Raw genomic sequence first — 13,278 nt, 5'->3', positions numbered from 1 at the left:
GGCGCTAGGGCTCGAGCTTGTAGCCGAGGCCGCGGACGGTGACCAGGTGCTTCGGGTTGGCCGGGTCGGACTCGATCTTGCTGCGCAGGCGCTTGACGTGCACGTCGAGCGTCTTGGTGTCGCCCACGTAGTCGGCGCCCCAGACGCGGTCGATGAGCTGTCCACGGGTGAGCACCCGGCCGCTGTTGCGCAGCAGGTACTCGAGGAGGTCGAACTCCTTGAGCGGCAGGGTCACGGCCTCTCCCCCGACGGTGACCACGTGCCGCTCGACGTCCATCCGCACGGGGCCGCCCTCGAGCACCCCGTCGTCCAGGCCGTCCGCGGCGGCGGTGTCGGCGCCGCGACGCAGCACGGCGCGGATGCGGGCGATGAGCTCCCGTGCCGAGTAGGGCTTGGTGACGTAGTCGTCGGCGCCCAGCTCGAGGCCGACGACCTTGTCGATCTCGCTGTCGCGCGCGGTCACCATGATCACCGGCACCGATGAGCGGGCGCGCAGCTGCTTGCACACGTCGGTGCCGCTCATGCCGGGCAGCATCAGGTCGAGCAGCACGATGTCGGCGCCCGCGGAGTCGAAGTGCCGCAGCGCCTCGGCCCCGTCACCCACCACCGTGGTCTCGAACCCCTCCTTGCGGAGCAGGAACGCGAGCGGGTCGGCCAGCGACTCCTCGTCCTCGACGATCAGTACGTGTGTCACCGCAGTACATCCTCACTGTGGTCATCGTGCTCGTTCGCCCCGGACACGGGTGCCGTCAACGCAGGCAGCACCAGCGTGAACGTCGATCCCATACCCGGTTTGCTCCAGAGCCTAATGGCGCCGCCGTGGTTCGCGGCGACGTGCTTGACGATGGCGAGGCCGAGTCCGGTCCCGCCCGTCATCCGGGACCGCGCCTTGTCGACGCGGAAGAAGCGCTCGAACACGCGCTCCTGGTCTTCGGGGGCGATGCCGATCCCCCGGTCGGTGACCGCGATCTCGACCGACGGCGTACCGTCGGGCCCGCCACCGGGGCGGGCGCGCCGGCTGATGGACACCTGCGTGTTCTGCGGCGAGTACGCGATCGCGTTGGAGATGAGGTTCGACAGGGCGGTGAGCAGCAGCGTGTCGTCGCCCCGGATCTCCAGGCCCGACGGCTGGTCGACGATGAGCGAGATGTTGTTCGCCTCCGCCGACACCTGGGCGCGGGCGACGGCCTCGCCCACGATGTCGTCGACCTCCACGCGGCCGAGGTCCGGCAGCTTCTCGGCGCCCTGCAGGCGTGAGAGGGCGATCAGCTCGTTGACCATATTGCCCATGCGGGTCGACTCGACGAGCACGCGGGAACCGAAGTGCTGCACCGCCTCCGGATCGTCAACCGATTCCAGCAGCGCCTCGGACAGCAGGCCGATCGCCCCGACCGGCGTCTTGAGTTCGTGCGACACGTTCGCGACGAAATCGCGGCGCGTGGCCTCCATGCGCTGGTTCTCGGTGTCGTCGTCGGCGTAGACCACGGCGTACCGCTCGTCGGGTGCGGTGCCCTCGATCAGGTCGACCCGGCAGCGCACGGCGATGGCAGCCCGGTCCGCGCGGCGCGTCACCGTCAGCTCGACGGTGCGCGGTGCCCCGGTCGCGAGGACCTGGGAGACGGCGTTCCAGACCCGGTCGTCGAGCAGTTGTTCGCGGACGAGCGAGAACGCCTCGGCGCGGGCGTTGCAGAGGATCACGTCGCGGAAGCGGTCGACCACGACGAGGCCCGTCGGCGACTCCTGGACGACGGCCCGGTTCAACTCGGCCACCGTCATGCGCGTGGGACCGGTGTCGACCGGCGCGGCCACCCGCTGTCGGACGCGACGCGCCAGCCATCCGATGAGGGCGCCGGCCAGGGCGGACACCACACAGAGGGCCACAGTCACGCGGTCAGTGTACCCACGTCCATGTCCGGTCCTTCACATCGGGAACGACTGGTGAACAGCGGGTTACCGGTCGGCGGCCACCTCGACAACTTCGGCGTACTCGGGGTGCTTCGTGACGTAGTTCGCCACGTACGAGCACACCGCGCGGGCCTTCTTCCCTGAGGTCTGCACGTCGTCCAGCGCCGCCTTGGTGAGCACCGCGGCGTAGCCGTTTCCGCCGTACGCCTCGTCGACCACCGTGTGGGTGAGCAGGCGCACGTCGACCTCGTCGAGATAATCCAGGTAGCCCGCCTGCTCGCCGTCGACGGTGAGCACGTAGCGCTCCTCCTGCGGGGAGTGGGTCACAGTCACGTCAGCCATGTGATCCAACCTATCCCGTTCGGCGTAGGGGATGCTGTGGAAATACTGAGGGGCGGTACCGAATAGCTCGGCACCGCCCCGTCGAAGTCCGTACGGCTACTTGCCGCCCTGGTTCGCGACCGCAGCCGCGCCCGCGGCGGCCGCCTCGGGATCGAGGTACGTGCCGCCCGGGTTGGCGACGGTGCCGTCCTCGTTGAACGAGTAGGTCAGCGGGATGCCGGTCGGGATGTTGAGCTGCGCGATGTCGGCGTCGGAGATGCCGTCGAGGTGCTTGACCAGCGCGCGCAGCGAGTTGCCGTGCGCGGCCACGAGCACCGTCTTCCCCTGCGCGACCTGCGGCTCGATGACGGCCTGGTAGTACGGCACGAACCGCTTGACCACGTCCAGCAGGCACTCGGTGAGCGGCACCTGCGGCAGCAGGGCGTAGCGCGGATCCTCGGTCTGGCTGTACTCGTTCGCCGGGTCGATCGCGGGCGGCGGGGTGTCGTAGCTGCGGCGCCACAGCATGAACTGCTCGTCGCCGTACTTGTCCTTGGTCTCGGCCTTGTTCAGCCCCTGCAGCGCGCCGTAATGACGCTCGTTGAGGCGCCAGTCGCGGACCACGGGGATCCAGTGCCGGTCGGCGGCGTCCAGCGCGATGTTCGCGGTGGTGATCGCGCGCCGCAGCAGGGAGGTGTAGAGGACGTCGGGCAGCAGGCCGGCCTCCTTGAGCAGCTCACCGCCGCGCTGCGCCTCGCCGCGGCCCTTCTCCGTGAGCGCCACGTCCACCCATCCGGTGAACTGGTTGGACGCGTTCCACTCACTCTCGCCGTGACGGAGCAGGATCAGGGTGCCGTAAGTCATGCGCGGAATTCTAACGCCCGCCGGATCGGCTCACGCAGGTCTGCGAGGCTCTCCCGTGGCGTGCGCGCAGTCCCCAGCGAGCGCGCGCCGTACAGCCGGTCGAACAGCAGTCCCTCCAGCAGGCTCACCAGGTCGGCCGCCGCCCGCCCGGGTTCGACGGCACCCAGCGCCTCGAACAGGTTCGTGGCCAACGGGATCGAGAACAGGCAGGTCGCGAGCTCGGCCGCGAGCCCCTCGGACCGCGCGTCCGGGGCCAGCGCGTAACGGGCCAGCGCGTCGCGCCTGCGGTCCGTGAGCAGAAGGTGCAGCTGCGCGGCCATCGCGTCCGCCGCGGTCTCGGGGTCGACGGCCCGCGGCGCGGCGCGGTCGAATTCCTCGCGCGATCGCTCCCGCAGGCGCCCGATCGCGCCGGTGAGCAGGTCCGCGCGGGTGCGGTAGTAGTACGATGTCGACCCTTTGGGCATGCCCAGCAGCTTGTCGACGGCACCGTGCGTGACGGCCCGGTTGCCACCCTGAGCCGCGAGGTCGAGTACCGCCTCGCAGATCACCGTCCGTCGTTCGTCCACGCTTGCCCTTTCACCGCCGACCCTCTACAACTATAGAGACTCTACATCCATAGAGGTTCGGAGGGCCCGTGAACCATCAGGTGCACACCGTCGACGACACCGCACGCTGGGTCGCGCACCACCGCGCACTCGAATCCGCACGACCGGACGCGCTGCTGAACGACCCGCTCGCGGCGCGCCTCGCGGGTCCGACGGGGCGCGCCATCGCCGAGTCCGTCGCCCCCGCGGCCGGCGGCGGCGACGGCTGGTACCTCGTGACCCGGACGGTGCTGCTGGACCGCGCGGTGCTCGACGCCGTGGCCGACGGATGCACCCGCGTGGTGAATCTCGGTGCCGGACTGGACACCCGACCCCATCGGCTGGATCTGCCCGCCGACCTGGAGTGGATCGAGGTGGATCTGCCGGCGATCGTCGCCGAGAAGGAGGCGGCGCTGGCGGGCGAGGCGCCGCGATGCCGGCTGCTTCGGGTGCCGATGGATCTCACGGACACCGATGCGCTCACAGTGGCCCTTTCGGCCGAGGCGAATCCGCGCACCCTGGTGCTGGCCGAGGGGCTGATCATGTACCTCTCCCCGCCGAGGCGGATGCGCTCGCGGACACCCTGCTCGCCGCGGGCGTCGATCGATGGTGCCTGGACCTCGGCTCCGCGGGCGTGGGATCGCTGATGGCCGAGCGTAACCGCGGGCTGCTCCGGCACGCGCCGTGGCGGTTCCTGCCCGCAGACGGCGTCGCGCACTTCGAGCAGCGCGGGTGGTGCGCCGCCCGGATCGACCCGCTGTTCCCCGCCGCGGTGGCGCTGGGCCGGCTCGACACGCCGGAGGCGCACCGTCTGGCCGCCGGACCGCAGCCCGACCCCGCGACCCCGGCGGCGCCCCGTGGAGCGGCGTCGTGACCTATCGCCCTACTGCGAATCCCGCCAGCGGAGCAGGGCCTCGATGACGATGTAATCGAAGTCCGGCGCGTGGAGCTCGGCGGTGAACTCGGTGGCGCCCTCGGCGACCAGCTGGTCGGCGAAGGCGAGTGCGTCGTCGACGCCGTTCCCCCGCGGAATGGCGACGTTGTGCGCGATCTCCTTCGGGTCGCGGCCGATCTTCGCGCACGCCTCGGCGAGCACCGCCGACTTGTGCCGGTAGGTCTCGAGATCCACGAAGTAGTGCCACACCGACGCGTACCGCGCGACCAGCGGCAGCGTCTTCTTCTCGCCGCCACCGCCGATGAGGATCGGGATGTCGCGCGTGGGAGCGGGATTGAGCTTGGCCCAGCGTTCGGTGATCCGCGGCAGAGCCTCGCCCAGGGCCGTCAGGCGCGAGCCGGCGGTACCGAAGTCGTAGCCGTACTCGGCGTAGTCGCGCTGGAACCAGCCCGAGCCGATGCCGAGGATCAGGCGGCCGTCCGAGATGTGGTCGACGGTGCGCGCCATGTCGGCGAGCAGGTCGGGGTTGCGGTAGCTGTTGCAGGTGACCAGCGCGCCGATCTCGATCCGCGAGGTCTGCTCCGCCCAGGCGGCGAGCATCGTCCAGCACTCGAGGTGCGTACCGCCGGGGTCGCCCGAGAGCGGGAAGAAGTGGTCCCAGTTGTAGACGATGTCGACGCCCATGCCCTCGAGCCGGGCGACGGCGTCTCGGAACTGCTGGTAGGCGGTGAAGTGCTGGGGCTGAAGCTGGACTCCGATGCGCATGGCACCGACGCTACTCAGCGCTCTCCGGACCCGCCGCTCGAACGCGGCAACACCGCCACGACCAGCCCGAACGCCGCCACGACGGCCACCGAGACCGCAATCACCAGCCCCGTCCACCCCAGCGCGGCGAACGCTGCTCCGCCCGACGCCCCGAGCACGGAGGAGCCGGCGTAGTAGCAGAACAGGTACCCCGACGAGGCCTCCGCGCGGTGCTCCGTCGCGAGCAGGCCGACCCATCCACCGGCGACGCTGTGCGCCGCGAAGAAGCCGGCGGTGAAGACCACCATTCCCGCGAGCACCGCGGCCGTCGAATCCGGCAGCGTGAGCACCAGTCCCGCGCCCATGGTCGCGATGGAGGCCAGCAGCACGCGGCGGCGCCCCTTCCGGTCTGCGATCCGGCCGGCCGCGCCGGACGAGACGGTGCCCGCCAGATAGATCAGGAAGACCAGCCCGACCGCACTGGGCGCGAACGCGAAAGGCTCGGCCAGCAACCGGAATCCGAGGAAGTTGCAGACGCTGACGAAGCCGCCCATCAGCAGGAAGGCGAGCACGAACAGCGTCGCGAGCTCCGGCCGGCGGAGGTGGCCGAGCATGCCGCGCACCGTCGTTCCCACCGAGACCGGCTTCGGCACGTGGAACCGCGACGCCGGCAGGGTACGGATCATCACCACCGTGAGCACCGCCGCGGCGACGGCGAAGAGCTCCATGGCGCCGCGCCAGGCCATGACATCGAGCCCCACCGCCGTGACGACGCGGCCGAGCAGGCCGCCGATGGTCGTGCCCGCGACGTACCGCCCCATCGCCGCGCCGAGGTCGCGCCCGTCGACCTCCTCCGCGAGGTAGGCCATCGCGACGGCGGGCACACCGGCCAGCGCGATCCCCTGCAGCGCACGGAGACTCAGGAGCACCGGCAGTGTCGGCGCGAGCGGGATCACCAGGCCCAGCAGCACGGCGGCGACGGCCGACACCGTCATCATGCGCGTCCGGCCGAAGCGTTCGGACAGCGCGCTGACGGGGATGATCGCGAGCGCCAGCAGGCCGGTGGTCACGGACACCGCGAGCGCCGAGACGTCGGGCGCGGAGCCGAAGACCCGCGTCAGCTCTGGCAGCACCGCCTGGGTCGAGTACATCGACCCGAAGGTGGTCAGGCCCGCCACGAACAGCGCCAGGGTGGTTCGACGGTACGCCGCGCTCCCGGCCCGCAGCGGCGTCGCGGTCCCGGGTTCGACGGTGGCGGTCATGAGCACCACCCTGCTCCGGAAACGACGATGTGTGAAATGCATGAATCAGTCGATCCTGATAGAAAGAACGCATGACCGCAGCTGGTAGGCCAGTTCCGAGCACGTCGGACGATCTCATGCGGTTCATCACTCTGGCCGAGACGCAGCACATGACCGACGCGGCGGCGGCCTTGCGGATCACCCAGCCCACGCTCTCCCGGACCCTGGCGCGGCTCGAGGCGGAGATCGGGGCGCCGCTCTTCGACCGGCGGCACGGGCGGCTGGTGCTCAACGCGAGCGGCGAGATCTATCTGGACCACGCGCGCCGCGCGCACGCCGAGCTGGCCGCTGCGCGCGCCCAGATCGCGGACCTGCGCAGCCCGTCGCAGGGCACGATCCGACTCTCCTTCCTGCACTCCTTCGGCGTCGCGCTGGTGCCCCGGCTCGTCTCCGGGTTCCGCGAGCGGGAACCGCGCGTGACGTTCGAGCTGTCGCAGTTCGCCGCCGGCACGGTCACCGAGCGGGTGCTCGCCGACGAGGCCGACCTCGCGATCGTCTCGCCCCGCCCCGCGACCGGCGCCGTCGCCTTCGGGCTGCTCGCGGTCCAGCGCCTCGCGCTGGCAGTGCCCGCCGGGCATCCGCTGGCGGAGCGCACCTCCGTGCACCTCTCCGAGGCGGCCGACGCGGACTTCATCACGATGCACCCCGAGTTCGGCCTCCGGCGCATCCTCGAAGAACGCTGCGCCGCGGCGGGTTTCCGGCCACGCATCGCCTTCGAATCGTCCGAGTCGTTCACCGTGGCCGGGCTGGTCGCGGCCGGCCTCGGGGTGGCACTCCTGCCCGTCGACGAAGATCCGCTGTGGCCGCCCGGCCTCGTACTGGTGCCCATGTCCGGGCCCGCGCCCACGCGCGAGGTGGGGCTGATCTGGCGCCCCGATGTCGCGCTACCCCGTGCCGTGCGGGCCTTCCGGGATTACGCGCTCGACTCCTGATCGCGGGTGGCGACGGCTAAGATCCGGCGGAACGGCAGAACCGTCCCGAAATCCTGTGGCGGGTAGGCGATGTTCAGCTCCGCCTTGTACCGCGCGATGAACTCCTCGCGCTCCGCACCGTCGAGCCTCGCGAGCACCGGGCGCGCGCCGGTGCCGGAGATCCACTCGTAGACGGCGTCGGGCCCCTGCAGCACGTGCAGGTAGGTCGACTCCCAGACGTCCACGGTCCAGCCCGGACGCTGCAGCGCAGCAAGGTATTCGACGGGTTCTCGCACGTCGACGCGGCGGAAGTCGGTGACGCCGAACTCCGTCGCCGTCGCCGCGAGCAGCGCGTGCGACGGCGCGTCCTGGTTCCCCGGGACCTGGAACGCGAAGGCGCGGGCGGCACCGTCGGCGATGCCGGGCAGGAGTTCGATGTGCCGGCCGACCCACTGGAACATGGCGTTGGACACGATGACGTCGGGCCGCTCGGGCGCACGCCACGCGGCGGCGTCGGCCACCTCGTAGGTCACGCGCGGGTCGGTGGTGTCCGCGCGGGCGCGCTCGATCATCTCCTCGCTCGAGTCGACGCCGTGGATCGTGGCCTCGGGCCAGCGGGCCCGGACAGGGGCGCGTCGTTGCCCGGGCCGCAGCCCAGATCGGCGACGGTGCGGGCCGCGACCGGGACGCGGGCCAGCAGGTCGGCGAAGGCGCGCGTGCGTTCGCCGCCGAATCGGAGGTACTGGCCGGGATCCCACCAAACAGAAGTCATACAATCATCCAATCAATTTGAGTGAAGGGAACGGATAGTGAGCGCACCCACCGAGAACCCGCACGTGTTGAGCATCGACCACGTGGACCTCGTCCGCAACGGGCGCAAGCTGCTCGATGACGTCTCGCTCACCGTGAGGCGCGGCGAACACTGGGTGCTGCTGGGCGCGAACGGGGCCGGGAAGTCGACGCTGCTCGGCCTGTGCGGCGCGGTCACCCACCCGACCCACGGCACCGTCGACGTGCTGGGCAAGCGCCTGGGCCGGGTGGACATGCGCGAGCTGCGCACGCACATCGGGCACGTCAACCCGCGGCACCGCCTGGACGCGCCGCTCAGCGTGCGCGATGTGGTGATCACCGGCCTGACGAACACCCCCGAGTTCCCGCCCCGCTGGGCGCCGACCGGCGAGCAGCGTTCCCGCGCCAACGAACTCGTCGACTCGCTGGGCATGACGCGGCACGCGGACTCCGTGTGGCCCACGCTCTCGCAGGGCGAGCGCGGGCGCGCGCTGATCGCCCGCGCCCTCATGGGTGCACCAGCCCTGCTCCTGCTGGACGAGCCGGCCACGGGCCTCGACCTCGCCGCGCGCGAGATCCTCCTGACCGCAGTCGACGGTGCGCGGCGCGCCCACCCCGAGCTCGCCTCCATCCTGGTGACGCATCACCTCGAGGAGATCCCGACGACCACCACGCACGCCGTGTTGATCCGTGACGGACGGATCACCGCCGCCGGCGCGGTCGACGACGTGCTGACCACCGACGCGATCAGCCACGCCTTCGACCACCCGATCACCATCACCCGGCACGACGGCCGCTGGACCGCGCGTTCTCACCGACGAAGGCTCGGCGCACCGCAGCACGAATACTCGCTCAGAAGGGTGGGGGTTGGAGGGGTTGCGTGTCGTCGTAGTCGATGCCCGCGGCTTCGGCTTCGGCGCGTTCGCGATCTCGAGCACGCTGCTCCGCCGCGGCGGCGCGGCGTTCGCGGTGGTCCTCGCGTAAGAGCTGATTCTCCGCACGGAGCGCGCGGCGAGACTTCGCGCGCCGTTTCGCGGCGGTGGCCAGTCCGTCGAGGTTCTTGAGTTTCGCCGGTGCGGGTTCGGGGGCGTCCCAGATGATCCTCTCGAGCCCGGGCAGGAGTTCTCGGGCAGTGCCGCGTGGCACGGTGTGCACGCCTCCGGCGGGGTGCCGCCATTCGACGGTGCCGTCCGGCAGGACGTCGGAGAGCCATCCCGTTTCCGTCTTGATCCGGTGATGGAAACCGCACAGCGGCACCAGGTTCCCCGCGGTGCCCTTGCCCGCGACTGTCGTCCGTCCGCCCGCGGCGGGATCGTCGTGGTCGTATTCGCCGACGTGATCGGCCTGGCAGCAGTCGGACGGCACACTGCACCCGGGGAACACACAGGTCGGGTAGGTCAGGCGCATGACGAGCAGTTGGTACCAGGTGGGCCGGTATCCGCCGGCGCCGCGGGCGTGGACCTCACCGGTGGTGGGATCGCGACGCCCGAGGACCCGCCACTGGGTGTTCGCGGCGGCGATCAGCTCCCGTGCCCGTTCCACAGTGACCGGCCCCGTGATACCGGGGTCCCCGGTGAGGACCACGGCTCCGCGACATGCGTCGGCGCCCGTGCCCGGGGCGTCACCGTCGGCGCCGCCCTCGTCGCGCTCATGGCGCTCATGGCCCTCGTCCTGAACGTCATCGGTGGTGGCGGAGCTCGTCTCGTCCGCCGCGCCGTCGGAGAACGGGCCGTCGGAGAACAGGTCGGGCTCAGGTGGGGTCGCTCCCGCATCAGCCCCGTCGGCCACGACATCGGCGAGATCGGATTCGTTGAGAACGATCACCGCCAGTGCCCGGATCTCCTGCGACACCGCCCCGCTCCGCGGCCGCGCCTGACGCAGGTCACACGAATCCTTGCCGCACAGGCACGCCAGGCTCTCGTAACCCTCAGCCAGGGCGACGAGCGCGGCGACCTGACGCTGCCCCAGGGTGCGGCCGTCGTCCCGGCACACCGACCGCGCCACCGGGCCGACCAGCGAGGACAACCGCAGCGCCTGCGCTGTCGGCATCACCGCCTCCAGATCGACCAGGCCGTCCGCGCGGGCGTGGAACTCCAACCGCTCCCGCGGCGCCGCCGGCGGCGTCTCCCGCGCCGCCTCCGGATCCAACCGCACTAGAACGCTCTTCGCCGCTTCCGCCACTGCCCGCACCGACAACGACTGGCCGCTCCGCGCCGTGAGCCAGGCGGTGATCCGCTCGTCGAAGGCGACCGCGACCCGATCATCCAGGACGGCCGCGGACGCGCGGAGCACCTCCCGCACCACCGAGAGGCCCACCGCCCCGGAGACGAACAGTTCGAACAACCGCGGGCATCGCTCCCGCAGATCCAGCCCACGATGCACCGCCGACCCGGCGGCCGTGCGGCCGACACCCAACGCTGCACCGACTTCGGCGACCAACTCGTCCCAGTCGTCGACGAACCGGCGCGACGTCTCCTCCTGCGCCCGGCGAGCGTCGTCACGCAACTCGTAGAGCCTGGTCAGAACCGCCGACCGTTCCGCCTCCAGCCGGTTCTGCTCCGCAGTGAGCCGCCGCAGGCGCGTCAATGCGCCGGCCGCGCTGAGCGCGGACACCGCATCGTCAACCACCGCAGGCAGCGGGGTGCACACCCGCCTGCCCAGCGTGAAGGCGTCATCCGAATAGCTCATGTCTTCTATTTTATGAGCGTTACTCGAACAATGATAGGTCTTGACATCGCTTTTCTGAGACGACATTTCAACGGCGCACGGAACCTGTCGGTGCTTCGCGGTTGACTGGCACGGTCCCGACGAGTCGATCACCAGGAGCACCCCATGCCGTTCATGGCACCCGCGGCCGATTCCGAGCGCGCCGGCCACGCCGACATCCTCCGCGAGGAGCTCGACGGCGCCACCGGCTACCCGCTGATCGCCGCCGCGGAGGGCCTGGGCGACCTGGGCTTCGTCCAGCCGTGGACGCCCAGCGACCAGCCGTGAATCCTTCCTGTTGACTTCGAGTGCACTCGAAGGCTTAGCGTTGCTCACGTGGTCGCACTCACCGAGGATCTCAACGCCATCGTCGGCTCACGCGGGCCGCTGCCGAGCCTGGACGAGCTGCTATCCGGCCCGGCCGGCGACGGTCCACTCACCGTCGCCGAGGTGGCGGAGCTGGTCGGCATCACGGCGCACACGCTGCGCTACTACGAGCGGATCGGGCTGGTCACCGTCGAGCGCGACGGTGCCGGGCACCGCCGGTACGGACCCCGCGCGCTCGCGCGGGTGATCTTCCTGACCCGGCTCCGCCTGTCCGGCATGCCGATCGCGGACATCACCGAGTACATCCACCTCGTGGACGGCGGCGAGGCGACCGTCCCCGCGCGGCTCGCTCTATTGCAGGCGCACCGCGCCCGCACCGTCGCGCAGATCGAGGACCTCAGGTACTCGCTCGCGGTGATCGACTACAAGATCGCGACGTACGGCGGCGCGCTCGGCGACTGCGAGCGCACCGTCGACAACCTTGAACCCCAGGAGGATTGACATGCTCCCCACCCGCTCTCTCGGCGACCTGCGGGTCTCCGCTCTCGGCCTCGGCTGCATGGGCATGAGCCACGCCTACGGCTCGGCCGACCCCGACGAGGCCCGCCGAACGCTCGAGGCGGCGCTCGCCGCCGGCGTCACCCTCTTCGACACCGCCGACATGTACGGCAACGGCGCCAACGAGGAGTTCCTCGCGCCGTTCGTCCAGGCCCACCGCGACGAGATCGTGCTCGCCACCAAGTTCGGCTTCGTCAACGACGAGAACGCCAGGCCCGTCGGCATCGACGGCCGTCCGGAGCGCGTCGCCGGATGCGTCGACGGCTCGCTGCGCCGCCTCGGCGTCGACGTGATCGACCTCTACTACCTGCACCGCGTCGACCCGCAGGTCCCGGTCGAGGAGACCGTGGGCGCCATGGCCGAGCAGGTCGCGGCCGGCAAGGTCCGCACGCTCGGCCTCTCCGAGGCGACCGCGGACGACATCCGGAAGGCAGCCGCCGTGCACCCGATCGCGGCGCTGCAGTCCGAGTACTCGATCTTCACCCGGGACGTCGAGGACGGTCCGCTGCAGGCCGCGCGCGAGGTGGGTGCCGGCCTGGTGCCGTTCAGCCCGCTCGGCCGGGGCCTGCTCACCGCCGACCGCAAGGCCGTGGCGGCGGCGTTGGGCGGGAACGACTTCCGGAAATCGATCCCTCGCTGGCAGGGCGAGAACCTGGAGGCCAACCTGCGGCTCGTCGACCGGATCGACTCCATCGCCGCCGACCTCACCTCCGCCGGCGCGGGTTCCGACGGTGCGGGTTCCGACGGCGCGCCCGTCACCGCCGCCCAGGTCGCGCTCGCCTGGGTGCTGGCGCAGGGCGACGACATCGTCCCGATCCCCGGCACCACCCGCCGCAAGCATCTCGCCGACAACCTGGGCGCCGCGTCGATCACCCTCACCGACGCGCAGGTCGCCGAGCTGACCGCTCTCTCCGCCGTCGGCAGCCGACTCCCGCAGCGCACGCTCCGGCAGCGCTGACGGGGCACGCCCGCCGCTCCCCGTTGCGTTCGTCCCGACGCGCCCGGGAGGTCAGTGCGCGGCGAGGGCGGCGAGCTGGTCCCGCCACCACTGCGCGAAGCGGAGCGAGAAGACGGGCAGCGGGAAGCCGTGCCGCGCCGCGTTCTCCGGCGGAATGGTGTCCCACCCGAAGTGCTGCACGGAGACGCGGGTGGAGGGCGGGTCGTCGCGGACGGCGGCGAACGAGACGTGCAGCTCGGTGTCCTGGTCCGCCTCGAATCCGGCCTGGCGCCAGCCGATCACGAAGCCGTGCGGCGGGTCCCAGGCGCGCACGGCGCCGATCTCGAACTCGGTGCCGTCGTCGTACCTCTCCACCAGTCGGCCCGACGGCCCGGTCTCGAACACCATGGTCCCGGTGCGCCCGGGGTGAACTGGA

General features: G+C 71.1%; 17 protein-coding genes and 1 pseudogene. 7 read left to right on the top strand and 11 right to left on the bottom strand.

Annotated elements, in window-relative coordinates:
• Window positions 1-4: 4 nt before the first annotated feature.
• The 5 genes from MTP03_RS02515 to MTP03_RS02495 form a co-directional block, all read right to left on the bottom strand.
• Window positions 5-694, bottom strand: a complete 690-nt coding sequence (locus MTP03_RS02515; RefSeq protein ID WP_248490515.1) for a response regulator transcription factor — start codon at window positions 692-694, stop codon at window positions 5-7.
• A complete protein-coding gene (locus MTP03_RS02510; protein WP_305852781.1) occupies window positions 691-1,887 on the bottom strand; it encodes a cell wall metabolism sensor histidine kinase WalK in 1,197 nt (398 codons plus the stop codon). Before MTP03_RS02510 ends, MTP03_RS02515 begins: the two co-directional genes overlap by 4 nt.
• 63 nt (window positions 1,888-1,950) lie before the next feature.
• The gene (locus MTP03_RS02505; RefSeq protein WP_248490512.1) at window positions 1,951-2,247 is read right to left on the bottom strand and encodes a GNAT family N-acetyltransferase; all 297 of its coding nucleotides are present in this window, start codon (window positions 2,245-2,247) and stop codon (window positions 1,951-1,953) included.
• 96 nt (window positions 2,248-2,343) lie between these two features.
• Complete coding sequence (locus MTP03_RS02500; protein ID WP_248490511.1) at window positions 2,344-3,090, bottom strand: phosphoglyceromutase; 747 nt, start codon at window positions 3,088-3,090, stop codon at window positions 2,344-2,346.
• The gene (locus tag MTP03_RS02495; protein WP_248490509.1) at window positions 3,087-3,656 is read right to left on the bottom strand and encodes a TetR/AcrR family transcriptional regulator; all 570 of its coding nucleotides are present in this window, start codon (window positions 3,654-3,656) and stop codon (window positions 3,087-3,089) included. The genes MTP03_RS02500 and MTP03_RS02495 overlap by 4 nt, the downstream gene beginning before the upstream one ends.
• Before the next feature lie 68 nt (window positions 3,657-3,724).
• Between MTP03_RS02495 and MTP03_RS02490 the strand changes: the two genes are divergently transcribed.
• Window positions 3,725-4,321 carry an SAM-dependent methyltransferase gene (locus tag MTP03_RS02490; RefSeq protein WP_248490507.1) on the top strand — a complete coding sequence of 199 codons (597 nt, stop codon included), beginning with the start codon at window positions 3,725-3,727 and terminating at the stop codon, window positions 4,319-4,321.
• Entirely contained in the window at window positions 4,321-4,548 is a 228-nt protein-coding gene (locus MTP03_RS02485; protein WP_248490505.1) for a hypothetical protein, read from the top strand. Before MTP03_RS02490 ends, MTP03_RS02485 begins: the two co-directional genes overlap by 1 nt.
• 9 nt (window positions 4,549-4,557) lie before the next feature.
• Here MTP03_RS02485 and MTP03_RS02480 read toward each other — a convergent pair whose 3' ends face one another.
• Together MTP03_RS02480 and MTP03_RS02475 are read right to left on the bottom strand one after the other, a co-directional pair.
• Entirely contained in the window at window positions 4,558-5,334 is a 777-nt protein-coding gene (locus MTP03_RS02480; RefSeq protein ID WP_248490502.1) for an LLM class F420-dependent oxidoreductase, read from the bottom strand.
• A 14-nt stretch (window positions 5,335-5,348) separates the two neighbouring features.
• The gene (locus MTP03_RS02475; protein WP_248490498.1) at window positions 5,349-6,575 is read right to left on the bottom strand and encodes an MFS transporter; all 1,227 of its coding nucleotides are present in this window, start codon (window positions 6,573-6,575) and stop codon (window positions 5,349-5,351) included.
• Window positions 6,576-6,691: 116 nt separating this feature from the next.
• Between MTP03_RS02475 and MTP03_RS02470 the strand changes: the two genes are divergently transcribed.
• Window positions 6,692-7,546: a LysR family transcriptional regulator gene (locus MTP03_RS02470; protein WP_248490495.1), complete on the top strand. Its 855-nt coding sequence runs from the start codon at window positions 6,692-6,694 to the stop codon at window positions 7,544-7,546.
• Here MTP03_RS02470 and MTP03_RS02465 read toward each other — a convergent pair.
• Both MTP03_RS02465 and MTP03_RS02460 read right to left on the bottom strand, forming a co-directional pair.
• Complete coding sequence (locus MTP03_RS02465) at window positions 7,528-8,097, bottom strand: trans-aconitate methyltransferase (protein ID WP_248490492.1); 570 nt, start codon at window positions 8,095-8,097, stop codon at window positions 7,528-7,530. The two genes, MTP03_RS02470 and MTP03_RS02465, sit on opposite strands and share 19 nt — an antisense overlap.
• Window positions 8,094-8,297, bottom strand: a complete 204-nt coding sequence (locus tag MTP03_RS02460; protein ID WP_248490491.1) for a hypothetical protein — start codon at window positions 8,295-8,297, stop codon at window positions 8,094-8,096. The genes MTP03_RS02465 and MTP03_RS02460 overlap by 4 nt, the downstream gene beginning before the upstream one ends.
• A gap of 37 nt (window positions 8,298-8,334) precedes the next feature.
• Between MTP03_RS02460 and MTP03_RS02455 the strand changes: the two are divergent.
• Window positions 8,335-9,126, top strand: a pseudogene (locus MTP03_RS02455) (ABC transporter ATP-binding protein); the annotation flags it as partial.
• 40 nt (window positions 9,127-9,166) lie between these two features.
• Here MTP03_RS02455 and MTP03_RS02450 read toward each other — a convergent pair.
• Window positions 9,167-11,134, bottom strand: coding sequence for an HNH endonuclease signature motif containing protein (locus tag MTP03_RS02450; protein ID WP_248490490.1), 1,968 nt, complete (start codon window positions 11,132-11,134; stop codon window positions 9,167-9,169).
• 12 nt (window positions 11,135-11,146) lie between these two features.
• Between MTP03_RS02450 and MTP03_RS02445 the strand changes: the two genes are divergently transcribed.
• Genes MTP03_RS02445 through MTP03_RS02435 form a run of 3 tightly spaced genes read left to right on the top strand, consistent with a single transcriptional unit; the run spans window position 11,147 to window position 12,863 of the window.
• The gene (locus MTP03_RS02445; RefSeq protein WP_248492380.1) at window positions 11,147-11,308 is read left to right on the top strand and encodes a hypothetical protein; all 162 of its coding nucleotides are present in this window, start codon (window positions 11,147-11,149) and stop codon (window positions 11,306-11,308) included.
• 48 nt (window positions 11,309-11,356) lie between these two features.
• Window positions 11,357-11,848 carry a MerR family transcriptional regulator gene (locus MTP03_RS02440; protein ID WP_248490489.1) on the top strand — a complete coding sequence of 164 codons (492 nt, stop codon included), beginning with the start codon at window positions 11,357-11,359 and terminating at the stop codon, window positions 11,846-11,848.
• Window position 11,849: 1 nt separating this feature from the next.
• Window positions 11,850-12,863, top strand: coding sequence for an aldo/keto reductase (locus tag MTP03_RS02435; RefSeq protein ID WP_248490488.1), 1,014 nt, complete (start codon window positions 11,850-11,852; stop codon window positions 12,861-12,863).
• Window positions 12,864-12,914: 51 nt separating this feature from the next.
• Here MTP03_RS02435 and MTP03_RS02430 read toward each other — a convergent pair whose 3' ends face one another.
• A complete protein-coding gene (locus MTP03_RS02430) occupies window positions 12,915-13,250 on the bottom strand; it encodes a hypothetical protein (RefSeq protein ID WP_248490487.1) in 336 nt (111 codons plus the stop codon).
• Window positions 13,251-13,278 lie beyond the last annotated feature (28 nt).

The sequence above is a fragment of the Tsukamurella sp. PLM1 genome (assembly GCF_023168325.1).
Lineage (GTDB): Bacteria > Actinomycetota > Actinomycetes > Mycobacteriales > Mycobacteriaceae > Tsukamurella.
This window is presented reverse-complemented; position numbering and strand designations above follow the sequence as displayed.

Bases quoted from the DNA above. Each gene is read 5' to 3' on its own strand.
- MTP03_RS02505 (WP_248490512.1), bottom strand. From the start codon at position 2,247: ATGGCTGACGTGACTGTGACCCACTCCCCGCAGGAGGAGCGCTACGTG.
- MTP03_RS02500 (WP_248490511.1), bottom strand. From the start codon at position 3,090: ATGACTTACGGCACCCTGATCCTGCTCCGTCACGGCGAGAGTGAGTGG.
- MTP03_RS02485 (WP_248490505.1), top strand. From the start codon at position 4,321: ATGGCCGAGCGTAACCGCGGGCTGCTCCGGCACGCGCCGTGGCGGTTC.
- MTP03_RS02480 (WP_248490502.1), bottom strand. From the start codon at position 5,334: ATGCGCATCGGAGTCCAGCTTCAGCCCCAGCACTTCACCGCCTACCAG.
- MTP03_RS02475 (WP_248490498.1), bottom strand. From the start codon at position 6,575: ATGACCGCCACCGTCGAACCCGGGACCGCGACGCCGCTGCGGGCCGGG.
- MTP03_RS02470 (WP_248490495.1), top strand. From the start codon at position 6,692: ATGCGGTTCATCACTCTGGCCGAGACGCAGCACATGACCGACGCGGCG.
- MTP03_RS02465 (WP_248490492.1), bottom strand. From the start codon at position 8,097: ATGATCGAGCGCGCCCGCGCGGACACCACCGACCCGCGCGTGACCTAC.
- MTP03_RS02460 (WP_248490491.1), bottom strand. From the start codon at position 8,297: ATGACTTCTGTTTGGTGGGATCCCGGCCAGTACCTCCGATTCGGCGGC.
- MTP03_RS02445 (WP_248492380.1), top strand. From the start codon at position 11,147: ATGCCGTTCATGGCACCCGCGGCCGATTCCGAGCGCGCCGGCCACGCC.
- MTP03_RS02435 (WP_248490488.1), top strand. From the start codon at position 11,850: ATGCTCCCCACCCGCTCTCTCGGCGACCTGCGGGTCTCCGCTCTCGGC.
- MTP03_RS02430 (WP_248490487.1), bottom strand. From the start codon at position 13,250: ATGGTGTTCGAGACCGGGCCGTCGGGCCGACTGGTGGAGAGGTACGAC.